Source organism: Streptomyces sp. NPDC006174 (genome assembly GCF_040614075.1).
Lineage (GTDB): Bacteria > Actinomycetota > Actinomycetes > Streptomycetales > Streptomycetaceae > Streptomyces.
In genome coordinates this window covers 483,102-505,682 of sequence record NZ_JBEXTJ010000005.1, presented here as the reverse complement: position 1 = coordinate 505,682, position 22,581 = coordinate 483,102, and the positions used below count along the sequence as shown (strand labels likewise).

At 71.9% G+C, this 22,581-nt stretch carries 19 protein-coding genes; 7 read left to right on the top strand and 12 right to left on the bottom strand.

Annotated elements, in window-relative coordinates; genetic code table 11:
* From ABZ267_RS14545 to ABZ267_RS14530, 4 genes are all read right to left on the bottom strand, one after another.
* On the bottom strand, nt 1–1,254 hold the full coding sequence (locus ABZ267_RS14545; protein WP_356755159.1) for an MFS transporter: 1,254 nt from the start codon (nt 1,252–1,254) through the stop codon (nt 1–3).
* A 183-nt stretch (nt 1,255–1,437) separates the two neighbouring features.
* Nucleotides 1,438–2,463: an endonuclease/exonuclease/phosphatase family protein gene (locus ABZ267_RS14540; RefSeq protein ID WP_356755157.1), complete on the bottom strand. Its 1,026-nt coding sequence runs from the start codon at nt 2,461–2,463 to the stop codon at nt 1,438–1,440.
* 181 nt (nt 2,464–2,644) lie between these two features.
* Nucleotides 2,645–3,349 carry a TetR/AcrR family transcriptional regulator gene (locus ABZ267_RS14535; RefSeq protein ID WP_356755155.1) on the bottom strand — a complete coding sequence of 235 codons (705 nt, stop codon included), beginning with the start codon at nt 3,347–3,349 and terminating at the stop codon, nt 2,645–2,647.
* A gap of 112 nt (nt 3,350–3,461) precedes the next feature.
* Nucleotides 3,462–5,102, bottom strand: coding sequence for an MFS transporter (locus ABZ267_RS14530; RefSeq protein WP_356755153.1), 1,641 nt, complete (start codon nt 5,100–5,102; stop codon nt 3,462–3,464).
* A 181-nt stretch (nt 5,103–5,283) separates the two neighbouring features.
* Between ABZ267_RS14530 and panB the strand changes: the two genes are divergently transcribed.
* From panB to ABZ267_RS14515, 3 genes are all read left to right on the top strand, one after another.
* On the top strand, nt 5,284–6,180 hold the full coding sequence (gene panB, locus ABZ267_RS14525; RefSeq protein WP_356755151.1) for a 3-methyl-2-oxobutanoate hydroxymethyltransferase: 897 nt from the start codon (nt 5,284–5,286) through the stop codon (nt 6,178–6,180).
* 162 nt (nt 6,181–6,342) lie between these two features.
* Nucleotides 6,343–7,365, top strand: coding sequence for an ATP-binding cassette domain-containing protein (locus tag ABZ267_RS14520; protein WP_356755149.1), 1,023 nt, complete (start codon nt 6,343–6,345; stop codon nt 7,363–7,365).
* Nucleotides 7,362–8,228, top strand: coding sequence for an ABC transporter permease (locus ABZ267_RS14515; RefSeq protein WP_356755147.1), 867 nt, complete (start codon nt 7,362–7,364; stop codon nt 8,226–8,228). The genes ABZ267_RS14520 and ABZ267_RS14515 overlap by 4 nt, the downstream gene beginning before the upstream one ends.
* 21 nt (nt 8,229–8,249) lie before the next feature.
* Here the strand turns inward: ABZ267_RS14515 and ABZ267_RS14510 are convergent, their stop codons facing one another.
* Nucleotides 8,250–11,627, bottom strand: coding sequence for a BTAD domain-containing putative transcriptional regulator (locus ABZ267_RS14510; protein ID WP_356755145.1), 3,378 nt, complete (start codon nt 11,625–11,627; stop codon nt 8,250–8,252).
* Between the two features lie 178 nt (nt 11,628–11,805).
* Here ABZ267_RS14510 and ABZ267_RS14505 point away from each other — a divergent pair, with 178 nt between their 5' ends.
* Complete coding sequence (locus ABZ267_RS14505; RefSeq protein WP_356755144.1) at nt 11,806–12,615, top strand: site-2 protease family protein; 810 nt, start codon at nt 11,806–11,808, stop codon at nt 12,613–12,615.
* Nucleotides 12,616–12,627: 12 nt separating this feature from the next.
* Here the strand turns inward: ABZ267_RS14505 and ABZ267_RS14500 are convergent, their stop codons facing one another.
* The 3 genes from ABZ267_RS14500 to npdG form a co-directional block, all read right to left on the bottom strand.
* Nucleotides 12,628–13,728 (bottom strand): ABC transporter permease, encoded by a 1,101-nt coding sequence (locus ABZ267_RS14500; protein ID WP_356755142.1) that lies wholly within the window; start codon nt 13,726–13,728, stop codon nt 12,628–12,630.
* Nucleotides 13,729–13,873: 145 nt separating this feature from the next.
* Nucleotides 13,874–14,056, bottom strand: coding sequence for a hypothetical protein (locus ABZ267_RS14495; RefSeq protein ID WP_015608174.1), 183 nt, complete (start codon nt 14,054–14,056; stop codon nt 13,874–13,876).
* Nucleotides 14,057–14,169: 113 nt separating this feature from the next.
* Nucleotides 14,170–14,880 carry an NADPH-dependent F420 reductase gene (npdG, locus tag ABZ267_RS14490; protein WP_356755140.1) on the bottom strand — a complete coding sequence of 237 codons (711 nt, stop codon included), beginning with the start codon at nt 14,878–14,880 and terminating at the stop codon, nt 14,170–14,172.
* Nucleotides 14,881–15,003: 123 nt separating this feature from the next.
* Here npdG and ABZ267_RS14485 point away from each other — a divergent pair, with 123 nt between their 5' ends.
* Nucleotides 15,004–16,302 carry an MFS transporter gene (locus ABZ267_RS14485; RefSeq protein ID WP_356755138.1) on the top strand — a complete coding sequence of 433 codons (1,299 nt, stop codon included), beginning with the start codon at nt 15,004–15,006 and terminating at the stop codon, nt 16,300–16,302.
* An 86-nt stretch (nt 16,303–16,388) separates the two neighbouring features.
* On the opposite strand, the gene ABZ267_RS14480 is transcribed toward ABZ267_RS14485, so the two are convergent.
* A complete protein-coding gene (locus ABZ267_RS14480; protein WP_093688982.1) occupies nt 16,389–16,625 on the bottom strand; it encodes a hypothetical protein in 237 nt (78 codons plus the stop codon).
* Nucleotides 16,626–16,684: 59 nt separating this feature from the next.
* Here ABZ267_RS14480 and map point away from each other — a divergent pair, with 59 nt between their 5' ends.
* Nucleotides 16,685–17,542, top strand: a complete 858-nt coding sequence (gene map / locus ABZ267_RS14475) for a type I methionyl aminopeptidase (protein WP_356755136.1) — start codon at nt 16,685–16,687, stop codon at nt 17,540–17,542.
* 206 nt (nt 17,543–17,748) lie between these two features.
* Entirely contained in the window at nt 17,749–18,414 is a 666-nt protein-coding gene (locus tag ABZ267_RS14470) for a biliverdin-producing heme oxygenase (RefSeq protein ID WP_356755134.1), read from the top strand.
* A 32-nt stretch (nt 18,415–18,446) separates the two neighbouring features.
* On the opposite strand, the gene ABZ267_RS14465 is transcribed toward ABZ267_RS14470, so the two are convergent.
* The 3 genes from ABZ267_RS14465 to ABZ267_RS14455 all read right to left on the bottom strand — a co-directional run bounded on the left by ABZ267_RS14465 (nt 18,447) and on the right by ABZ267_RS14455 (nt 22,464).
* On the bottom strand, nt 18,447–19,118 hold the full coding sequence (locus ABZ267_RS14465; protein WP_356755132.1) for a PhzF family phenazine biosynthesis protein: 672 nt from the start codon (nt 19,116–19,118) through the stop codon (nt 18,447–18,449).
* Nucleotides 19,119–19,197: 79 nt separating this feature from the next.
* Nucleotides 19,198–20,916, bottom strand: coding sequence for an HtaA domain-containing protein (locus ABZ267_RS14460; protein WP_356755130.1), 1,719 nt, complete (start codon nt 20,914–20,916; stop codon nt 19,198–19,200).
* 84 nt (nt 20,917–21,000) lie between these two features.
* Nucleotides 21,001–22,464: an HtaA domain-containing protein gene (locus ABZ267_RS14455; RefSeq protein WP_356755128.1), complete on the bottom strand. Its 1,464-nt coding sequence runs from the start codon at nt 22,462–22,464 to the stop codon at nt 21,001–21,003.
* Between the last annotated feature and the right edge of the window lie 117 nt (nt 22,465–22,581).

Below are 22,581 nucleotides of genomic sequence, written 5' to 3'. Positions count from 1 at the left end.
CTACGGGAGTGACCGGCCACTCCGCTCAACGGTTCCGTCCTCAAACGCCGGACGGGCCGGACGGGGTGCCGGACGGGCTTGGTTGGCTGCCACCACCCTGGACTCCCGCCCCGGCCTCCGGTCCAAGAACCCCGCCGTCGCCGCGATCGCCAGGCCGATCACCGCCAGCACCGCGCCCACGAACGCCGGAGACGTCCAGCCCCAGCCCGCCGCTATCGCCACGCCGCCCAGCCACGCGCCGCCCGCGTTGGCCAGGTTGAAGGCTGAGTGGTTGGAGGCGGAGGCCAGGGTCGGGGCGTCCTTCGCCTTGTTCATGACCAGCATCTGGAGCGGCGTCGTCGTCATGAAGCCGACGCCGCCCAGCAGCACCACCATCACCAGCGCCGCCCACTGCACGTGGACCGTGAACGGGAACGCCACCAGCACCACCGCCAGCGCGCCGAGCGAGCCGTACAGGGTCGGGCGCAGCGCCCGGTCCGTGAGCGGGCCCGCGACCAGGGCGCCCAGGGTCATGCCGATGCCGAAGAGGGCCAGGACGATGGTGACCGAGGACTCGCCGAAGCCCATCGCCTGGGTGGTCATGGCCGAGAGGTACGAGTACACCGCGAAGACCCCGGCGAAGCCGAAGACCGCCGTGAGCAGGCCGAGGAGCACCTGGCGGTTGCCGAGAGCGCGGAGTTCGCGGCGTACGTCCTGGTGGGCCTCGACCGGGATGCGCGGTACCAGGCGGGCCAGGGCCGCCATCGCCGCCAGGCCGATCGCCGCGACCACCAGGAAGGTGGCGCGCCAGCCGAGGTGCTGGCCGAGCAGCGTGGCGGCGGGTACGCCGACGATGTTGGCGACCGTCAGGCCGAGGAACATCGTCGCCACCGCCCGCGCCTGCCGGCCCTCGGAGACCAGCCGGGCGGCGACCACCGCGCCGACGCCGAAGAACGCGCCGTGCGGGAGTCCGGCGAGGACCCGGCCGGCCAGCAGCCAGCCGAAGTCGGGCGCGAGCGCCGAGGCCAGGTTGCCTACGGTGAACAGCGCCATCAGGAGCAGCAGCATCTTCTTGCGCGGGACGCGGGAGCCGAGGCCGGTGAGCAGCGGTGCGCCGAGGACGACGCCGATCGCGTACGCCGATACGAGGTAGCCGGCGGTCGGCACGGACGTGTCCAGGTCGTCCGCCACGTTGGGCAGCAGGCCCATCATGACGAACTCCGTCGTGCCTATGCCGAAGGCGCTCACGGCCAGGGCGAGCAGGGCCAGGGGCATGGGAAACCTTCGCAATCTCGGGGCGGGGCAGAACGAAGAGCCGTCGCCCGGTATCCGCACCGGGGCGACGGCTCAGTCTTCGCTTATGTATGCGACTGGAACAAATTGTCGCAGACGATTTATGCCGCGAGGTGAACGGCCGGTTGCGTGGCCGTGCTCACAGCGCCTGCGGAAGGCTTCTGGTCACAGCTGTACGCGTGCCGCTATCGGCAGATGGTCGCTGTCCGTGGCCGCGAGCGTCCACGACGACTTCGGCTCGACGCCCTTGACCATGATCTGGTCGATCCGGGCCATCGGGAACGAGGCGGGCCAGCTGAAGCCGAAGCCGTCGCCCGCCGCGCCCTGCGTGGAGCGCATCTGGGAGGTGACCGCGTTCAGCGAACGGTCGTTCATCGTGCCGTTGAGGTCGCCGAGCAGGACGACCCGCTTGACCGGTTCGTCGGCGATGGCCTCGCCGAGGGCGTCGGCGCTGTTGTCGCGCTGGTTGGCGGTGAAGCCCGCGTGCAGCTTGACGCGGACCGACGGCAGGTGGGCCACGTACACCGCGACCTCGCCTTGCGGTGCCTGGACCGTGGAGCGCATGGCCCGGGTCCAGCCCATCTTGATGTCGACCGGCCTGGTGTTGCTGAGCGGGTACTTGCTCCACAGCCCGACGGTGCCCTGGACCGAGTGGTACGGGTAGCGGGCGGCCAGCGACTTCTCGTACGTGGAGACCTGCCCGCCCGGCAGTTCCTGGAGGGCCACCACGTCGGCGCCGGAGCCGGCGACCTGCTGGGCGGTGCCGGTGGGGTCGGGGTTGTCGGCGTTGACGTTGTGCGTGGCGACGGTGAGGTCGCCGCCGGTGCCGGACTTGTCGGTGATCAGGCCGCCGAAGGTGTTGCCCCAGACGACGGCCGGAAGCAGCAGCGCGATCAGCGCGGTGGCGGAGCGCCGCAGCAGGGCCAGGAGCAGCAGGAGCGGGATGAAGAGCGCGATCCACGGCAGGAACGTCTCGACGAGGCTGCCGAGGTTGCCGACCCGGTTCGGGATCTGCGCGTGGACGACCATGACGAGCGTCAGCACCAGCGAGCAGAGGGCCAGCAGGATCCCGCGCCGCCAGATCCCCCGGTCCCGGCCCGCTCTGTTCAGCAGGCTCCGGAAGCGGGATTCTTCGGGCTGCGGCCGCTTCGCGCTGCCGTTGCCCGTGTCCGCCCCGTACGCCTGCACCATCGCGTCGTCCTCACTGCCTTGCCGTACACATCGCCGCGCCCCTCGACCCTAGGTGATGGGTGGCGTCTTTCCCGCCGTCGACGTCGCTTCCGTCGGCGGCGGCTCTCCGTCATCAGGACGAGCCGAACGGGACGGGAGGTTCCGGTTCGGGCCCGGTCCGTCGGCGCTTGTGACAGAACGATCACACTCGCCCGGCCGCCGGCGCCAGTCCCTGGAGCAACGCCGTGATGACGCGGTCGGCGAGATCCTCGGGAAGAGGCGCGTCGGGACGGTGGACGGTACGGACGAGGACCGCGCCGAGGAAGAGGTCGTCGATCAGCTCCACATCGAGGTCGTCGCGCAGTTCTCCGGCGGCGACGGCCCGGCGTACGGCTGCCAGCATCGCGGTGCGGCGCGGTGCGATGACCCGGCCGGAGTACTCGGCCCAGAGCTTCGGGTGGCTCTTCATCTGGGCGAAGATGTTGTGCAGCAGCACCGAGGAGCGCTGGGCGAGGCCGCGGGTGCGCAGGGACTCCAGCATGATGCGCAGGTCGGCGAGGCCCTCGGTGCCGGAGACGGGCGGGTCGACGGGTTCCATGTCCCGTACGACGTCGACGAAGAGGTCCTCCTTTCCGGTCCAGCGGCGGTAGATCGTCGCCTTGCCGACGCCCGCCGTGCGTGCGATGCGTTCGATGGAGAGGCCCGCCAGAGGTTCGCCGGCCTCCAGGAGCGCGATGACGGCGTCCAGGATCGCCCGCTCGGCCGCGGCGGAGCGAGGGCGGCCGCGGCGGGGCTCCGGGTCCGGTGTCCCGTCGTCCCGCGTGGCGCGGCCGCGTTGCGGACGGTGGCGGTCCGGCTCGGCGGTCCGAGCGCCGTCCTGTTCGCCGTCGTCGTCCTGGTCCCGCACCTGGTGCCGCCTCTCGCCGTGCCGTCGTACGGTCGTCGCCGTACGGCCGTACGCCTCGATTCTCGCCGACCGGAGCGGTGCGAACGGTCGCGGCCCGGCCCTTCCGGTCACGTCAGCGGCCGACCGGCTCCTGCGTGGGCCGAGGCGACTGCTCCGCCGGCTCGTCCGGGACCGTACGGCTGCGGCCCGGCAGGTACAGGCCGACGACCAGCGCGCCGATCAGCGCGACGGCCGCCGAGCCGAGCGCGGTCACGTGCATGGCGCTGATGAAGGCGTCGTGAGCGGCGGCGACCAGCGGCTTTCCGGCCACCGGGCCGAGCCCCTCGGCGACTCCGAGCGTGGCCTCGATGGACTCACCGGCCACGTCCCTGGCTCCGGCCGGAACCGCTCCGAGGTGGCCCTCGATGTCACCCCGGTAGACGGTGGAGAGCACCGAGCCGAGGACCGCGATCCCGAGCGCGCCGCCGACCTGGCGGAAGGTGTTGTTGATGGCCGATCCGGAACCGGCCTTCTCGCGCGGCAGCGCCTGCATCACGGCCACGGTGACCGGCGGCATGATGTGCGCCATCCCGGTGCCCTGGACGAAGAAGACGACGCACAGCACCCACACCGGCGTACCGGCGTCGAACAGGGCGAAGCACGCCAGTCCCGCAGCGACCAGCAGCATGCCGACCGTGCAGACCGCGCGGGCGCCGAAGCGGTCCACGACCAGCCGGGCCCGGGGCGCGAAGATCATCTGCGCGGCGGCGAGCGGAACGATCAGCAGGCCCGACTGGAGGGCGCTGTAGCCGCGCACGCTCTGGAGGTAGAAGGCGGAGAAGAACGTCACGCCCATGAGCGCGAAGAAGACCAGCGCTATGGCGGCGACGGCGGCGGAGAACGCGGGCTTCCGGAAGTACGTGATGTCGATCGCCGGGTGGCTGCTGCGCTTCTCGTGCCACACGAATCCGGCCAGCACCAGCAGTCCGCCGACGATGGAGAGCAGCACGGTGGTGTCGGTGAAGTCGGCCAGTTCGCCGCCGCGGATGATCCCGTACACCAGCAGGACCAGGCCGACGATGGAGAGCGCGACGCCCACCGGGTCGACCTTTCCGGGCTTCGGGTCGCGGGAGTCCGGGACGAGGATCACCATGGCGATGAGCGCGAGGACGACCACGGGCACGTTCACCAGGAAGATCGAGCCCCACCAGAAGTGCTCCAGGAGCAGTCCGCCGGTGATCGGGCCGATCGCGATGCCGAGGCCGACGCTGCCGGCCCAGATGCCGATGGCCTTGGGCTGTTCGTCGCGCTCGAAGACGTTCATCAGGACGGCGAGCGTGGCCGGCATCACGAAGGCCGCGCCGAAGCCCATCAGCGCACGCCAGGTGATGAGTTCACCGGGCGAGGCGGACATGGCGGCCAGCGCCGAGCCGATGCCGAAGACCAGGATGCCGAAGAGGAGGACCTTCTTGCGGCCGATGCGGTCGCCGAGAAGGCCCGCGGTGAAGAGGAGTCCGGCGAAGACGAGCGTGTAGGAGTTGATCGCCCACTCCAGCTCGCTCTGGGTGGCGCCGATGCCGGTGGGCGCGGGGCTCGCGATGGTCTTGACCGCGACGTTCAGGATCGAGTTGTCCAGCACCACGATGAGCAGGCTGGACATGAGGACGGTGAGGATCCACCAGCGGCGTCGGTGGATCGCCTCGGGTATGCGGGGCTCGGCGGCGGGTCCGGACGCGGAGACGGCCTCGGGGGAAGACGGAGAGGGTTGGGACATGAGCCGAGCCTAACGCCGTTTCGATACGAGACCGTCTCGTATTGTTAAAGCTTTGCCCAACGGGAGCCGGCCGACCGCGTCATGCGGGCCCACTTCCCGTTTGCCCGGACGGGATGCCACCATGGAAGGGATCCGGGGACGCCGTCAGGGCGCCTCGAGATGACGAAGGAGTTCACCAGCCATGTCACTTCCGGCTGCACAGAATCCGTCCGCACAGCGCCCGTCCTCCCCCGCGGGTGCGTCCGCCGACAGCAGCAAGGCGCTGTACGGAGGCACGTCCACCCGCCGCATCACGATCCACGACATCGCCGCCGCCACCGAGCGCGGCGAGAAGTGGCCCATGCTCACCGCCTACGACGCGATGACCGCGTCCGTCTTCGACGACGCCGGCATCCCGGTCATGCTCGTCGGCGACTCGATGGGCAACGTCCACCTCGGCTACGAGACCACCGTGCCGGTCACGATGGACGAGATCGCCATCCTCTCCGCCGCCGTCGTACGGGGCACCAAGCGCGCGCTCATCGTCGCGGACCTGCCTTTCGGCTCGTACCAGGAAGGTCCCGTCCAGGCACTGCGCAACGCCACGCGGCTGATCAAGGAGTCCGGCGTCGGCGCGGTCAAGCTGGAGGGCGGCGAGCGGTCGCTCGACCAGATCCGGCTGCTCGTCGAGGCCGGCATCCCGGTCATGGCCCACATCGGCCTGACCCCGCAGTCCGTCAACGCCATGGGCTACCGGGTGCAGGGCCGCGGCGACGAAGCGGCCCACCAGCTGCTGCGCGACGCCAAGGCGGTCCAGGACGCGGGCGCGTTCGCCGTGGTGCTGGAGCTGGTGCCCGAGGAGCTGGCCACCCAGATCACACAGACGCTGCACATCCCGACCGTCGGCATCGGCGCCGGTGCCGGGACCGACGCGCAGGTGCTCGTCTACACCGACATGGTCGGGCTGACCGGTGGCAAGGTGCCGCGCTTCACCAAGCAGTACGCGAACCTGCGCCAGGTCCTCGGTGACGCGGCGAAGGAGTTCGCCGAGGAGGTCGTGGGCGGCACGTTCCCCGCGCCGGAGCACACCTTCCACTGATCCACCCGGGTCCGTCCGGACCCACCCGGTTCTCCATCGACCATTTCCCGCACCACCGACAGCCCGCCGACATCCCCCATCGGCGGGCTGTCGCGCGTCCGGAGTTCGTATCGGCGGGGCTGTCGGCCGCCTGTCGGTGAGCTGTCGACGGGCGCTGGTCCCATGGTGGACATGGAACGAATCGACAAGAACCCCATGAGCGGCCGGAACGCCGTCGAGGTGCGGGGGCTGGTCAAGCACTACGGCGCGACCAAGGCTCTGGACGGCGTCGACCTCGATGTCCGCGCGGGCACCGTGCTCGGTGTGCTCGGCCCCAACGGCGCCGGCAAGACCACCCTCGTACGCTGCCTGTCCACCCTGATCGTCCCCGACGCCGGGCACGCCCTCGTCGCGGGCTACGACGTGGTGCGCCAGCCCCGCCAGCTGCGCCGCACCATCGGTCTGACCGGGCAGTACGCCTCGGTCGACGAGAAGCTCTCCGGCTGGGAGAACCTCTACATGATCGGGCGGCTGCTCGATCTGCCGCGCAAGCAGGCGCGGGCCCGGGCCGACGAGCTCCTGGAGCGGTTCTCGCTCACCGAGGCCGGCAAGCGGGCCGCGATGGAGTACAGCGGCGGTATGCGGCGGCGGCTCGACCTGGCCGCCTCGATGATCGGCAGCCCGGCCGTCCTCTACCTGGACGAGCCGACGACCGGCCTCGACCCGCGGACCCGTAACGAGGTCTGGGACGAGGTGCGGCGGATGGTCGCCGAGGGCGCGACCGTCCTGCTGACCACGCAGTACATGGAGGAGGCCGAGCAGCTCGCCGAGGAGCTGACGGTGATCGACCGCGGGAAGATCATCGCCCGGGGCGGGGTCGACGAGCTGAAGGCGAAGGTCGGCGGCCGCACCCTGCAGATCCGGCCCTCGGACCCGGCCGAACTGGCCGCGATGGCGCAGGCGATCCGGAAGGCCGGACTCGACGGCGTCGCCGGGGCGCAGGCCGTGCCGGACGAGGGACTGCTCCACGTCCCCATCCTCAGCGATGAGCAACTGACCGCCGTCATCGGCCTGTTGGGTGTACGGGGCTTCTCCCTGGCCCATGTCGCCACCGCCCTGCCCAGCCTGGACGAGGTGTTCCTCGCGATCACCGGCGACAAGGCCACGCACCTCACCGACGCCGCTCCTCAGGAGGTCGCCGCATGAGCACCACCACCACGACACCGACCCCCGCGCCCGCCGAATCCCCGGGCCCCGTACCGACGCAGGCCGCGGTGGCCGACGAGGGCCGGATCGGGCTGCGGGCCAACCTCCGGCACATCGGAGCCCTGGCACGCCGCAACCTGCTCCAGATCAAGAAGGACCCGGAGTCGATGTTCGACGTCCTTCTGATGCCGGTCATCTTCATCCTGCTCTTCGTGTACGTCTTCGGCGGCTCGGTCGGCGCCAGCCTCGGCGGAAACCGGCAGGAGTACGTGAACTACCTGGTGCCGGGGCTGATGGCGATGATGGGGCTGAACATCGCCATGGCCGTCGGCACCGGCGTCAACGACGACTTCCGCAAGGGCGTCATGGACCGGTTCCGGACCATGCCGATCGCCAGGTCATCGGTGCTCATCGCCAAGATCGTGGTCGAGCTGGGCCGGCTGATGGTCGCCATGCTCATCCTGCTCGCCATGGGGTTCGTCGTCGGCATGGAGCTGCACGGCTCGGTGTTCGGGCTCCTCGCGGCGGTCGCGCTCTCGGCGGTGTTCGGCGCCGCCATCATGTGGATCTTCATCCTGCTCGGGCTGTCCATGAAGACGGCCCAGGCCGTTCAAGGGACGGCGATGCTCGTGCTGATGCCCCTGCAGTTCGGCTCCTCGATCTTCGTGCCGACGCAGACCATGCCGGGCTGGCTCCAGGCCTTCACCGACTACAACCCGCTCTCCAACCTCGCGGACGCGGCGCGGGCGCTCATGCAGGGCGACCCGGTCGGCGACTCGGTCTGGTGGACGCTCGCCTGGGCCGCCGGGATCACGGTGGTGATGGCGCCGCTGGCGGTGGCCAAGTTCCGCAAGAAGGCCTGAGCGCCCGGGACACCCGCGGTGTCACCGGTACGCCTCCGCCAGGGCGGTGGCCTCCTCGATCGTGAGGCCGCCGCCCTCCTCGTACGCCGCCGCGTACGCCGCGTCGTCGAGCCGGGCGCGTACGGCCTCCTCGGTCTCGGCGAGGGACCGGCGCTCCATGGCGGTCGGCATGTGCCCCGCGGGCAGGAGCGCCGTCTGGAGGCCGAGCATCCGGGCCGCGGTCTCCGGAGCCCGGGCGGCGTCGAGTCCGGCGAGCGCCCGGGCGATGGTCATCAGCTGCATGGACGCCATCTGCGGGGCCATCATCGTGGAGAGCCGGTCCTGGGAGCGGCCCAGCGCGGTCAGCGCGGTGGTGAGTGCGGACGCGTACGCGCCGACGAGGTTGTCCAGCCAGGCCAGCACCCCGAGGACGAATCCGTCGAAGACACCGACCGTACGGGAGCTGAACTCCTTGCGCAGGAGGTCCACCTGCTCCCGCGCCTCCGCCACGCGGCCCTGACGTCCGAGCAGGAATCCCAGGTGCAGACGGGCCGTCGGCATCGCCTCGTGGCCCGCGAACCGCCCGCCGTCGACGAGCTCGACCAGGATGGACTCGGCCTCGTCGAACCGGTCGAGTTCGGTGAGGGCTCCGGCGTACCGGGCCCGCAACACCGCCACCTGGGCCCGGGCGCCGAGCGCCTGCGCGTGGCGGATCGCGGCCAGGTAGTCCTCGGCGGCTTCGGTGAAACGGCCCCCGCGCTCGTTCGCCTCGCCCCGCGAGGAGAGCGCCTCGGCGGCCCCCCAGTCGTCGCCGAGCCGGGTGAAGATCTCCAGGCTCTCGTCGGCGTCGGCCAGCGCCGCGCCCGCCCAGTCGGGGCGGTTGGCCAGGATCTTGGCGCGCATCTCCAGCGCGGCGCCCAGCTCCCACTCGTAGCCGAACTCCCGGGAGCCCCGGACCGTCGCGTCCATCAGCTCGCGCAACTCGTCGATCTCGCCGGTGAGCAGGATCGCGAACATCCAGAGCGAACCGGGCGTACGGCAGGTCTGCGGCTGTCCGGGCCGGTAGGTGCGGGCGATGATCCGCATCCGCTCCTGGCCCCGCGGGGTCAGCCACTCCTCCATCGCGTGGTCCATGCTGACCAGCTGGATCAGCCCCACCCCGCGCCGCGCCTCCACCACCTGTTCCGGTTCCCACGGCGGCGGCCGGTCGGTGGTCCGCTCCAGCAGGGAGGGGGCCCGGCCGCCGGGCGGCGCGAAGGGGTCGGGGCCGAGCGCGGCCACCGCGGCGCCCCATTGGCGGGCGTCGGCGTTGAGGTCGTGCATCATCCAGTACCAGGCCAGCGACAGCACCAGGCAGAGCCCTTCCTGCTCCTCCCCGGCGGCGACGGCGTGGCGGAGCGCGGTGCGCAGGTTCTCGTACTCGCGGCGGAAGAGCCCGATGGCCTCCCGCTGGCCGGCGCCGCGCAGTTTCGGCCCGGTGGTGCGGGCGAACTCCCGGTAGTGGACCAGGTGGCGCCGCTCGACGGCGTCCCGCTCGCCCGCCTCCGCCAGCCGCTCGGCGGCGTACTCGCCGACCGTCTCCAGCAGCCGGTAGCGCATCTCCGCGTCCTCGCCGGGCGCGGCGACGACGAGCGACTTGTCGACCAGCAAGCCGAGCAGAGCGGCGACGTCGAGACTGCCGACGGCGGGGCCGCCCGGTCCGGCGGGCAGGGCGCAGACCTCCTCGGCGGCGGCGATCCCACAGCCGCCCGCGAAGACGGCCAGGCGGCGCAGGACGGCGCGTTCTCCTTCATCCAGCAGCTCCCAGGACCAGTCGACGACCGCGCGCAGCGTCTGCTGGCGGGGCAGCACGGTCCGGCTGCCGCTGGTGAGCAGCCGGAAGCGGTCGTCCAGCCGGTCCGCGATCTGGCGGGGGTTGAGCATCCGCAGCCGGGCGGCGGCCAGCTCGATGGCGAGCGGCAACCCGTCGAGCCGGCGGCAGATCTCGGCGCAGGCGGCGGCGGTGGCCTCGTCGGCGTCGGTACGGAAGCCGGGCCGGGCGGCGGCTCCGCGCTCGGCGAGGAGGCGCAGCGCCATCGGGTCGGGCAGCGGTTCGACGGGCCGGACGAACTCGCCCGGTACGCCGAGGGGTTCGCGGCTGGTGGCGAGGACGGTGAGCTGCGGGCAGCGGGCGAGGAGGTGGTCGGTGAGGACGGCGGCCGCCTCGACGACATGCTCGCAGTTGTCCAGCAGGAGGAGCATGCGGCGCCGGGAGCAGTACTCGGTGAGCCGTACGAGAGGGTCGCCCGCGCTCTGTTCGGTGAGGGCCCGCAGCTCCTCGGCGCCGGCTCCGCGCAGCACGGTCTCCCGGGCGCCGAGCGCGCTCAGGACGGCCTCGGGCACGGCGTCCGGATCGTCCACGGGGGCCAGCTCCGCCAGCCAGACGCCGTCGGGCCAGGCGTCGGCGACGGTCTCCGCCGTCTCCTGGGACAGCCGCGTCTTGCCCGCGCCGCCGGGGCCGAGGAGGGTGACGAGCCGGGTGCGGGTGAGGTCCTCGCGCAGGGCCGCGATGTCGCCGTCCCGGCCGACGAAGCTGGTGAGCCGGGCGCGGAGGTTGCCGCGGGCGGGCGGGCTCGGTGTGCGGGCGGCGGGCGGCTCCACCGGGGTGGGCGGACGGCCGGAAGCGGAGGCCGGCGGCTCCAGAGGTTCCGGTGCGGCCGGTTCCTGGCGGAGGAGCTCTCCGTACAGACCGCGCAGTTCCGGGCCCGGGTCGGTGCCGAGGCGGTCGGAGAGTACGGTGCGGACCTCCTCGTACGCCGCCAGCGCCTCGGCCGTGCGTCCCGCGTCCCGCAGGGCCCTGATGCGCAGGGCCTGGAGCGGTTCGTCGAGCGGGTGGGCGGCGCAGAGCGCGGCCAGCTCCCACAGCGCCTCGTCCGCCCGGCCGAGGACGCGCAGCGCCTCCAGCCGGGCCCGCCGGGCGGCGAGCCTGCGGGACTCCAGGCGGGAGGCCGGCGCCGTACGGTCGGGCAGGTCGTCGAGCGGCGGCCCGCTCCAGAGCGCCAGGGCGTCGTCGAGGACGGTGACGGCCCTGGCCGCGTCACCCTGTTCCAGCGCCCGGCCTCCCTCACCCGCCAGCCGCTCGAACCGGTGCAGGTCCACGGCGTCCGGCTCGGCGGCGAGCCGGTAGCCGCTCTCCACCGACGCGACGGCGCTCCGGCCCAGCGCCCGGCGGAGCCGACCGACCAGCGCCTGGAGCGCACCGGCCGCGTCGGCGGGCGGGTCGCCGTCCCACACCTCGTCCACGAGGACCCCGGCCGGGACGGTCCGCCCGGGGTGCTGGGCGAGGACGGTGAGCAGGGCACGTAGCCGCGCGCCGCCGAGGGCGACGGCCGTACCGTCGTCGCGGAATGCCCGGGTGGTGCCGAGGATGCAGTAGCGCACGGGCCCATTGTCCGCGACGGACACGGTCACGGTGTCGACCGGGTGGAACTCCCGGCCGGGTCGTCGTCGTTCCCGCCGTGTCGGCATCCGTACGGTGTCGCTGTCCCTGCCGTACCGGCGTACTCATCGGCGAACGTACGATGTCGCCGCCCCGACCAGCTCCAGGAGCCGTGTGCCGATGACCACCACCGCAGCCACCCGCGGGGACCGGAGGATCAGCCCGGTCTTCCTGGGGATCGCCGCCGTCACCGCCGTCGCGGGCTGGGCCGTGTGGACCGGCTTCGCGGGCGCGACCGCCTTCGCGGTCTTCCTCTTCGTCACCGGGGCGTGGATCGTCTCGCTCTGCCTCCACGAGTACGCGCACGCGCGCACCGCGCTGCACAGCGGGGACCTCTCGGTGGGGGCGAAGGGCTATCTGACGCTCAACCCGCTGAAGTACACGCACGCGCTGCTCAGCATCGTGCTGCCGGTCCTCTTCGTCGTCCTGGGCGGGATCGGCCTGCCGGGCGGCGCGGTCTACATCGAGCGGGCCCGGATCCACGGCCGGTGGAAACACAGCCTGATCTCGGCGGCCGGCCCGCTGACGAACGTGGCGTTCGCGGTTGTGTGCACGGCTCCGTTCTGGCTGGACGCACTCGACGGCGTCCCGCTCGCCTTCCGGTACGCGCTGGCGTTCCTGGCGATGCTCCAGGTGACGGCCGCGATCCTGAACTCCCTGCCGATCCCGGGGCTCGACGGCTACGGCGTGATCGAGCCCTGGCTGTCGTACAGGATCAGGCGCCAGGTGGAGCCGATCGCGCCGTTCGGGCTCATCGCGGTCTTCGCCATCCTGTGGATCCCCGGCGTGAACATCGCCTTCTTCAACGGGATCGACGCGCTGCTGGGCGTCCTGGGCGTCGACGACTTCCAGCGGTACTGCGGCTACGACCTCTACCGCTTCTGGCGTTCCTTCTTCGGCGAGCAGAACGCGGTGTGCGCGGTGGAGTGACCGCGCGGCGGCTCAGTGTGCGGCCGCCACCGGTTCCTCAGGACGGACCTCGTGCTGCCGCTTCCCGCGCAGCACGGCGGCGAGGATCGCCACGACGACACCGCCGAAGGCCCAGGCGCCGAGGATCCACAGCGCGCCGGTGGTGGCGTTGCCGTCGAAGTAGACGGTGTTGCGCACCACCGTCGTCCCGGCGCCCGGAGGCAGCGCCTGGCCGATCGCGCTCCAGAACGGCGGCAGCAGCGAGGACGGGTACACACCGCCGGAGCTGGGGTTGCCCAGGATCGTGAAGATCAGGATGGTGAGGCCCAGCCCGACCGTGCCCGCCACCGACTGGAGGGCGACACCCACCGCGCCGGAGGCGAACACGACCAGGGTGCCGATGCCGACCAGCTCCCAGAACGCGCCCGGCAGGCAGTGCAGCACCGGGCCCACGATGATCGCGCCGCCGATGCCCGAGACGAAGCCGTACGGAAGCATCGCCGCGAGCCGGACCAGGGTGCGGCGCAGGGTGGGCTTCTTGGAGCCGGCCGCCATGTTGAGGGCCGAGGCGGCGAGGTAGCCGCCGATGGTCCAGCTGAGGACGAGGTAGAAGGACGACAGGCCCCGCGAGTCACCGGCGGCGGGCTGCCGGATGTCCCGTACGACGATCGTGCGGTTCTGCGCCCGCGCGACCTCCTGGAGGATCTCGGCGGCCGCCGTGGTGGCCGACGGTCCGCCCGCCGAGGCGACGATCAGCGTGTCGGTGCGTCCGGCCGGGTCCATGACGAGGGCGGCGTCGGTGCTCCGGTCCAGCAGCCGGGCCCGCGCCTCGGCGCGGCTCGCGACGGCGGTGACGTGGAGCGGGTCGCCGGGGAGCGCGTCGAGCCGGGTGACCAGGTCGCTCTCGACGGCCGGCGGCGCGACGACGGTGATCGGGACCTGGTGCGGCTTCGGTGCGTGGAAGGCGCCCATGTAGGAGAGCGCGAAGCCCAGCTGGAGCAGGAGCACGCCGAGCATGACGAGCGCTGCCCGGGTGGTGACGGCGTCGCGCACCTCCCCCAGGAAGCCCCGGTCCTCGTCACCCGTCCGTGCGGTAGATCCGGATCCGTATCCGTCGTCCCTCGCGTCTGCCACGCGGTCCTCCCTCGTCGGCCTCGCCACGGCCGTGGCGAGGCCGTCACATGGTCGGCCCCGGGCGGCGCCCGGTCTCCGGGGCGCGCCCGTGAGGGAGGGCCGTCGACCCGAACGGCTCAGGGCCCGTGGAGGGGGCGGGGAGGGCTCAGTTGGCCTCGGCGGCCGCCTCCATGCGCTGCTTGCGCACGTAGAACCACACCATGTTCGACGAGAGCCCCGCGATCAGCACCCAGATGATCCCGAGCAGGCTGCCCTGGACGAAGGAGACCACGGCCGCCGCGACGGCGAGGACGCAGACGACAAGGGCGTAGAGAGCGAGGCGGGGCATGGGGAGCGGCTCCTGTCGGAAAACGGTCGGGGAACAAGCGACGTGGTCCCGTCCAGTGTCCCCCATGCCCCGTTGTGCCCCGCCTCGGGTTCCGGGCCTCGCGGCCGGGAGGTTCAGACGTCGGTGGTGCGCAGTCCGGCGTGGGCCTTGTAGCGGCGGTTGACCGAGATCAGGTTCGCGACCAGCGACTCGACCTGGTGGGCGTTGCGCAGCCGGCCCGCGAAGATGCCGCGCATGCCGGGGATGCGGCCCGCCAGCGCCTGCACGATGTCGGTGTCGGCGCGTGCCTCGCCCAGGACCAGGACGTCGGTGTCGATCTCCTCGATGGACTCGTCCTGGAGCAGCACCGCCGAGAGGTGGTGGAAGGCGGCGGTGACCCGCGAGTCCGGCAGCAGGGCGGCGGCCTGCTCGGCGGCGCTGCCCTCCTCCGGCTTGAGCGCGTAGGCACCCTTCTTGTCGAAGCCGAGCGGGTTGACGCAGTCGATGACGAGCTTGCCCGCCAGCTCCCCGCGCAGGGACTCCAGGGTCTTGGCGTGACCGTCCCACGGCACGGCGACGATCACGATGTCGCTGCGCCGGGCGCACTCCGCGTTGTCCGTGCCCTCGACGCCGTGGCCGAGCCCGGCGGCCGCCTCGGCGGCCCGTCCGGCGTCCCGGGAGCCGAGGGTGACGCGCTGTCCGGCGCGGGCGAGCCGGTAGGCGAGGCCGCGCCCCTGCGGTCCGGTCCCGCCGAGTACGCCGACGCTCAGCGCGGAGACGTCGGGAAGGTCCCAGGGGTCCTTGGCGGGCGGCTTGGGCGCGCTGCCGCTGTCCTGTGTAGTCATGGGCCGACCCTACTGCGAGGTAGGGCCTGGGATGCCGCCCCGGAGGCCCGATCTCCCCCGCCATACGGCCGGTGGGGAAATCGGTTTGCCCGGAGCACCCTCCAGTACCGATCATGGCCCTTCGTGACCGAAGCTCCCCCTGCCTCCCCTCCCCCATCGCGGCTCCGCGCTCTGCTGCCGGACCTCGCGCCGTGGCGCTCCTCGCCCGATTTCCGGCTGCTGTGGATCCAGGGGCTGATCACGTACTTCGGCAGCTTCATGGCCCTCATCGCGCTGCCGCTCCAGATCAAGCACCTCACCGGCTCGCCGCTCGCGGTCGGGGCGATGGGCGCGGTGGAGCTGGTGCCGCTGGTGGTCTTCGGGCTGTACGGCGGTGCGCTCGCCGATGCCGTGGACCGGCGCCGGGTCATCCTGCTCACCGAGGCCGGGCTCGGTGTGCTCGCCGCGATCCTGCTGGTGAACGCGCTGCTGCCGGAGCCGCTGCTGTGGCCGCTGTACGTGGTGGCCGGCGGGGTCGCCGCGCTGGCCGGGCTCCAGCGGCCGGCGCTGGACTCGCTCATGGCCCGGATCGTGCCGCACGCCCAGCAGACGGCGGCGGCCGCGCTGAACTCGCTGCGCTGGCAGATCGGCGCGATCGCGGGCCCGGCGCTGGCCGGTGTGGTGGTGGCGTACGCCGGTCACGGCACGGCGTACGCGGTGACGGTGTGCACGTTCGCCGCCTCCGTGGTGCTCTGCCTGCGGCTCTCGCCCGCACCGCCGTCCCGGGAAGCGGCCAAGCCGTCGTTGCGCGGGATCGTGGAAGGGGCGCGGTACGCCTGGAGCCGGCCGGTGCTGCTGGGGACGTACGCGATCGACCTGGCGGCGATGTTCTTCGCCTTCCCGAACACCATCTTCCCGTTCCTGGCGGACGAGCTGGACGCGGAGTGGTCGCTCGGGCTGATGTACGCGGCGGGCTCGGTCGGCTCGCTGGCGCTCGGGCTGACCAGCGGCTGGACGTCCCGGGTCCGGCGGCACGGGCTGTTCGTGGTGTTCGGCGCGGCGGTGTGGGGGCTGGCGATCGCGGCGGCCGGCTGGTTCTCCAGCGTGTGGGTGGTGCTGGTCTGCCTGGGTGTGGCCGGGGCGGGCGACATGCTGAGCGGGCTGGGGCGCTCGACCATCTGGAACCAGACCATTCCGGAGGAGCTGCGGGGCCGGCTGGCGGGCATCGAGGTGCTCTCGTACAGCGTGGGCCCGCAGCTCGGGCAGGTGCGGGCCGGAGCGATGGCGGGGTGGACCGGGACCCGGTCGGCGATCTGGACGGGTGGAGTGGCGTGTGTGGCGTCGGTGGCGCTGCTGACGGCTGCGCTGCCGAAGCTGGTGCGGTACGACTCGGAGACGGATGAGGATGCGGTGCGGAGGCGGGAGGCCCGGGCGGAGGGGTGACCCGGGGCTCCGCCCCGTACCCCGCTCCTCATACGCCGGAGGGGCTGAAAGGTGCCCTCGAACGCCGGACGGGCTGAGGTGCGGCCTCAGTCGCCGGACGGGCCGGGTTTGCCCTTGTCCTCGTCGTGCCACTTCGGGTCCGTGTCCCATTCCAGGTTGCGGTCGCGGGCCGTGTCCATCGCGTGCTGGGCCGCCTCGCGGGAGGTGTAGGGGCCGAACCGGTTCTGGGCAGGGCACTCCGGGCCCTCCTCGACCTTCTTGTGCTCCAGGCAGTAGTACCACTCGCCGGGCTTGCCGACCGTGCGCTTCTTGAACAGGGCCATCGACTGCTCCTTTCCTTATCGCCATGGTGCCCCCGGGACCCCTGGTTAGACTCGCTGGCATGTCTGGCCAGTCGCTTCTCGTACCAGGGGAGATCACTCCCGTCCGTTCCGTTCCCGGAAACATCCGGCGCCCCGAGTACGTGGGGAAGCCGGGCCCGAAGCCGTACACCGGCCCGGAGATCCAGGACTCCGACACCATCGAGCGGATGCGGATCGCGGGCCGCATCGCCGCGCAGGCGATGGAGGAGGCCGCCAAGCACATCGCTCCCGGCGTGACCACGGACGAGCTCGACCGGGTCGCGCACGAGTTCATGATCGACCACGGCGCGTACCCCTCCACCCTCGGCTACCGCGGCTTCCCGAAGTCGCTGTGCAGCTCGCTCAACGAGGTCATCTGCCACGGCATCCCCGACTCCACCGTGCTGCGCGACGGCGACATCGTGAACCTGGACGTCACCGCGTACATCAACGGCGTGCACGGCGACAACAACGCCACCTACCTCTGCGGTGACGTGGACGAGGAGTCGCGGCTGCTCGTCGAGCGCACCCGGGAGTCGCTGAACCGGGCCGTCAAGGCGGTCAGGCCGGGCCGGCAGATCAACGTCATCGGCCGGGTCATCGAGTCGTACGCCAAGCGGTTCGGCTACGGCGTCGTGCGCGACTTCACCGGGCACGGGATCAACTCCTCGTTCCACTCCGGCCTGATCATCCCGCACTACGACAGCCCGAACGCCACCACCGTGATGCAGCCCGGCATGACGTTCACGATCGAGCCGATGCTGACGCTCGGCACCCACGAGTACGACATGTGGGAGGACGGCTGGACCGTGGTGACGAAGGACCGCAAGCGGACCGCGCAGTTCGAGGAGACGCTGGTGGTCACGGAGACCGGTGCGGAGATCCTCACCCTGCCGTAATCAGCCCAGATTTTCCGTTATCGGGCCCTCCGCCGACTCGTCGCGTATTTTTTTACCGACAAGCAGTCGGTAACCAGTTGACTTAGGTAAACCTAAGTAGGAGGATCGGCGTATCGGCACGCGCCGCCGCAGCGTCGCGGCGGTCGCCTGCCGATATTTCCGTCTGTTTCTGGACTTCCCGTCCCCTTCGGCCCCGGAGGCCCGCCTTGGACGCAACCGCCACCGTCACTTCCTTCTCGACGCTCATCCGCACCGCGTCGCACGAGCAGCACACCGAGGCCGAGACCTCGACCTTCATGGGTGACCTGCTCGGCGGGCGGCTGGGCGTGGACGCGTACACGCGCTACACCGAGCAGCTGTGGTTCGTCTACCGGGCGCTGGAGGAGGGCGCGGAGGCCCTGCGGAACGACCCGGTCGCGGGCCCGTTCATACAGTCCGAGCTGATGCGCTCCACCGAGCTGGAGCGCGACCTGGCGCACCTGCGCGGCGAGAACTGGCACGAGGGCCTGGAGCCGCTGCCCGCCACCGCCGCGTACGCCGCCCGGGTCACCGAGTGCGCGCGCACCTGGCCCGCCGGATACATCGCGCACCACTACACCCGCTACCTCGGCGACCTCTCGGGCGGCCAGATCATCCGTGACAAGGCGGAGAAGACCTGGGGCTTCGAGCGCAAGGGCGACGGCGTGCGGTTCTACGTCTTCGAGGAGATCACCAACCCGGCCGCCTTCAAGCGGAGTTACCGCGAGCTGCTGGACGGCGTGAACGCGGACGACCTGGAGAAGCAGCGGATCGTCGAGGAGTGCAAGCGCGCCTTCGCGCTGAACACCGCGGTCTTCCGCGAGCTCGGCGAGGTGTTCCCGCTCAGCGCGTAGTACCGCTCATATCGCTTACGGCCGAACGGAGTTCAGTCCCGGGCGGCCATCAGGACGCGGCCCCCTACCTCCACCGTGCCGTCCGGCGCGGGTGCTGTGAGGATCTGGGAGCCGCGTCCTTGTGTGATGTTCAGGGCCCGGCCGAGGTGTGCGCTGAGCAGCATGGCCGCCGCGCCCGTCGCCTCGTCCTCCACGATGCCTCCGCCACGCCTCGGGAAGGCCCGCGCGCGGACGCGTCCGGCGGCCTCGTCCTCCCAGGCCCACGCGTAGAGCCAGCCTTCTCCGGCCGGCGGCCTCGGCAGCGCCTCCACCTCGTCGGCGCTCGCGTACTGCTGGAGCGTGCGCGGCGGGGCCCACTCGGGACGCGCGGTGATCCAGGTGAACTCGCCGTCCTGGCGGGCGAAGACGTCTCCGACGGCCAGCTCCAGGATCTCCAGGTCCAGCAGCCAGGCAGCGCCGACGAGCGGGTGCCCGGCGAACGGCAGCCGCAGCCCGGGTGTGTGGATGTCCACCCGGCCGCGCTCCGGGTCGTCGACGAACACGGTCTCGCTGAAGCCGAGTTGCCGGGCCAGCCGCTGCCGGGACGCCTCGTCGGGATGGCTGCTTCCGTCGCGTACGACACCGAGGGCGTTGCCGTGGCGGCCGTCGGGTCCGCAGAAGACCCGCAGGACGTCGATGCCCCGGGGTACGTCGTCGTGGTTCACGTGCGCATTCAAGCACCACCCCGGAACGGCCGCAGGGCCGTACCCGGTGGATACGGCCCTGCGGGTGGTGCGGGGTCGGTCAGGCGGTGGCGTTACGGCGGCGGCGCGCCAGGAGCACGATGCCGGCACCGGCCGCCACGACGACGCCGGAGGCGGCGATCAGCGCGCCGGTCGGCGTGTCGGAGCCGGTGGCGGCCAGCGCGCCGGAGCCGCCGACCGAACCGCCGGTGGTGGCACCGCCGGTGGTCGAACCGCCGACCGTGCCGCCGCCGGTGGTGGAGCCGCCCGCGGTGGATCCGCCGGTCGAGCCCGAGCCGCCGGACTCGCCGGACTCGCAGGCGACACCGTCGCCGTCACGGTCGAGGTGGGCCGCGTAGCCCGGCTCGCCCTTCTTGATGGGCGCCACGCCGGCCGCCTCGGCCGCGGCGCAGTTCTCGTACTCCGTACCGCCCGGAGGCAGCGTGGCGTCCTTGTCGAGCGAGACCGCGGCGTTCAGGACGTCGAGCACCTCACCCTTCTGGTACATGCCGCTGAACGCCTTGGAGCCGTCCTCGGTGAGCGTCGCCGGGATGTCCTTGAGGGTCACCACGCCTTCCTTGGCGGTGAGCGCACCTGCGGGCACCTTCAGGTCGGCGAAGGGCAGACCGGTGAAGGTGTCGACCTTGCCGGAGGCGCGGTCCTTGGTGGCGACGTCGGCGAGGAGCTTGCCGGTGGTGCCCTGGACGTCGACCTTCAGGTTGCTGAGGGAGAGGTCCAGCTCGAACTCACCGGCGGTCTCGTGGCCGAGGAAGCGCACCTTGCCCTTGAACTGCGCGTTGAGCGTGTTCTTCGCGGCGTCGAGGTGGCCGGTCGCCTTGGTGAAGCGGTAGCCGCCGGCGTCGGCCGTGGCGCCGTCGCCGGTCTCGATCCTGCCGTGGGCGATGGGGCCGACGACGTACGAGCGGAAGGACTGCTTGAGGCCCCAGTCCAGGGTGCCGTCGACGACCGGGCCGCTGGTCGGCCTGGCGGACTCGGCGGGGGTCGGCTTGACCGTCTCGGTCGGGGTCGGCTTCACCGGAGGCTTCACGGGAGGCTTGACCGGCGGGTCGACGGGCGGGTCCACCGGCGGGTCGACCGGGGGGTCCACCGGCGGGTCGACCGGCGGCTGGGCCGTCTTGACCGTCAGGGTGGCCGGGTCGACCGGGTCGCCCTTCGCGTAGTAGCCGGCGAAGCCCGCCGCGCCCTCCTCGGTGAGGGCGCCCGGGATGTCGGCGTACTTCATGCCGTCGGCACCGTTGGAGGGCGTGATGCCGTTGAGGTCGAGCGTGGACAGCACCACGTCCTCGGTGACCACCGCGTCCTTGCCCGGGGACTTGGCGGTGATGTCGACGACGATCGTGCCGCTCTTGCCGACCGTGAGGACCTTGACGTCGGACAGCTTGATGTCCAGCGCGCCGCCGCGCGCCACGTAGTGCACGCTGCCCTTGAACGAGGACGTCACGCCGTGGTTGCCGAGGTTGTACTCACCCTTGACCAGGGGGAACTTGTAGGTGCCGTCCTCGTTCCGGGTGACACCGTCGGCCAGGGTGGTGGTGCCCTTGGCGCCCTCGATCATCTTGCGGAAGGACTGCTTGAAGCCCCAGTCCAAGGTGCCCGATTCCAGCTGGAAGACCGGCGCGGCGGGAGCGTCGGCCACGGCCTGGGCGGGGGCCCGGTCGGCCGCGAAGGCCGGGAGGGCCGGGAGGGCGAAGGTCGCGCCCAGGGCGGCGGCCGTGGCCACGGCTGCCGCGAGGGCTATGGGGCGGCGAGTTGCTGCCATGTCGGTGGGTCTCCTAGGAAAACGGGGGGAGGAAGGGAGGCGTGGGGGGAGGGGGCGAGGAACCATAAAGCGCACATGGGGGCGTCAGGAGGTCTGGGTGGCGCCGGAGGCCTGGTCGGCCTTGCGGCGGCGCAGCGCGAAGAACGTGGCGGCCGCGGCGAGCAGCAGGACACCGCCGCCGATCGCGGCGTACGTTCCGGCGCCCGGGCCCGAGTCGGAGGCGGCGGCGACCGGTTCGGCGGAGGGCTCGGCCGAGGGCTTCGCGGTGGGCTCGGCGGCGGCCGTCGGCTCGCTGCCGAGGTCGGGCAGCGGAGGCAGCTGGGCCTTGTCGTCGACGGCGACGGCGAGCGAGACCGGGTCCATCTCGGTGCCCGCCCTGTACATGGATCCGAACGCCTTGGCCCCGTCCCCGGTGAGCGTCGCGGGCACCTCGGTGAGGACCGCGAGGCCCTCCTTCGGCGCGAAGTCCCTGGCGGCGAAGGTGATCAGCGGGACGTCCTTGCGGGTGGTGCCCGCGCTCGTGACGTCGGCCGACAGCGTGCCCTTGCCCTTGGCCACGGCGACCGTGACACCGGCGAACTTCAGGTCCAGGTCGTGGGCGCCGGTGAAGTGGATACTGCCGCCGAAGTCCGCGGCCAGCGTCTGCCTCTTCGCGTCGTACGTGCCCTTGCCCTGCCGGAAGCGGAAGAGCGCGCCGCCGTCCTGGGCGCCGTCGGCGAGCGTCCACTTGCCCTGGCCGATGGAGCCGGTGACGTACTCACGGAAGGTGCGGCGGACGCCCCAGTCGACGGCGGCGTCCTCGAACCGGCCCGCCTTCTCCTTGTCCTTGGCCTTCTCGGCGTCCTTCTCCTTCTCGTCCTCGTCCTTCTTGGCGCCCTCGTCCTTCGTCTTCGACGGGGCCGGCTTCGGCTGCTCGGCCGGCGCGCCCTGGGTGTCCACCGAGAGGCTGATCGGGTCGAGCGGCGTACCGGCGGTGTAGTAGCCGGCGAAGGCGGAGGCACCCTGCGCGGTCAGCGTCGTGGGGACGTTGCTGAGGGCGATAAGCGTGGAGCCGCCCTTCATGTTGATGCCGCCGAGGCCGAGCGTGGCGAGCGGCACCTGGGAGCGGTTGGAGACCTTGCCGGTCCCTCGCTCCTTGCTGACCATGTCGGCGAAGAGCGTGCCGCCGCCGTCGCTGATCCTGATGGTGGGACGGCTGATGACGAGGTCCAGCTCGTTGGTGCCGTTGGCCTTCTTGTGGCCGGTGAAGTGCACGCCGCCGGAGAAGCCGGAGCTGAAGGCGCCGGTCGCCGGGTCGTAGGAGCCGTTGGCGGAGTGGAAGCGGAACTGGCTGCCGCCGACCGTGGCGGCGCCGCCGGTCAGGCTCCAACTGCCTTGGGCGATGGGGCCGGTGACGTAACTCTGGAAGGAGGACTTGATGCCCCAGTCCAGCCGTCCGCCCTGCACCGTGCGGCTGGCCGCTTGCGCGGTGGTGGCCGGGAGCATCGCTCCCAGCAGCACCGCGAGGAGCGCGACGGCGAGCGCGCGGGCGGATCTGGACGGCAGCATGAGGGACCCCTCCGAGGGCTGGATGTGTAGGTAAGGCTAACCTAAGGTATTCCCAGCCTCGGCCGGAACCCCTCCGGCACCTCCACACCACCGACACATACGTCACACCTGAACCAC

What these genes read in the sequence shown, in the direction of transcription:
- ABZ267_RS14520 (WP_356755149.1), top strand. Translation starts at nt 6,343, where the DNA reads ATGGTGGACATGGAACGAATCGACAAGAACCCCATGAGCGGCCGGAAC.
- npdG (WP_356755140.1), bottom strand. Translation starts at nt 14,880, where the DNA reads ATGACTACACAGGACAGCGGCAGCGCGCCCAAGCCGCCCGCCAAGGAC.
- ABZ267_RS14480 (WP_093688982.1), bottom strand. Translation starts at nt 16,625, where the DNA reads ATGGCCCTGTTCAAGAAGCGCACGGTCGGCAAGCCCGGCGAGTGGTAC.
- ABZ267_RS14515 (WP_356755147.1), top strand. Translation starts at nt 7,362, where the DNA reads ATGAGCACCACCACCACGACACCGACCCCCGCGCCCGCCGAATCCCCG.
- ABZ267_RS14460 (WP_356755130.1), bottom strand. Translation starts at nt 20,916, where the DNA reads ATGGCAGCAACTCGCCGCCCCATAGCCCTCGCGGCAGCCGTGGCCACG.
- ABZ267_RS14495 (WP_015608174.1), bottom strand. Translation starts at nt 14,056, where the DNA reads ATGCCCCGCCTCGCTCTCTACGCCCTTGTCGTCTGCGTCCTCGCCGTC.
- map (WP_356755136.1), top strand. Translation starts at nt 16,685, where the DNA reads ATGTCTGGCCAGTCGCTTCTCGTACCAGGGGAGATCACTCCCGTCCGT.
- ABZ267_RS14540 (WP_356755157.1), bottom strand. Translation starts at nt 2,463, where the DNA reads ATGGTGCAGGCGTACGGGGCGGACACGGGCAACGGCAGCGCGAAGCGG.
- ABZ267_RS14545 (WP_356755159.1), bottom strand. Translation starts at nt 1,254, where the DNA reads ATGCCCCTGGCCCTGCTCGCCCTGGCCGTGAGCGCCTTCGGCATAGGC.
- ABZ267_RS14455 (WP_356755128.1), bottom strand. Translation starts at nt 22,464, where the DNA reads ATGCTGCCGTCCAGATCCGCCCGCGCGCTCGCCGTCGCGCTCCTCGCG.
- ABZ267_RS14530 (WP_356755153.1), bottom strand. Translation starts at nt 5,102, where the DNA reads ATGTCCCAACCCTCTCCGTCTTCCCCCGAGGCCGTCTCCGCGTCCGGA.
- panB (WP_356755151.1), top strand. Translation starts at nt 5,284, where the DNA reads ATGTCACTTCCGGCTGCACAGAATCCGTCCGCACAGCGCCCGTCCTCC.
- ABZ267_RS14505 (WP_356755144.1), top strand. Translation starts at nt 11,806, where the DNA reads ATGACCACCACCGCAGCCACCCGCGGGGACCGGAGGATCAGCCCGGTC.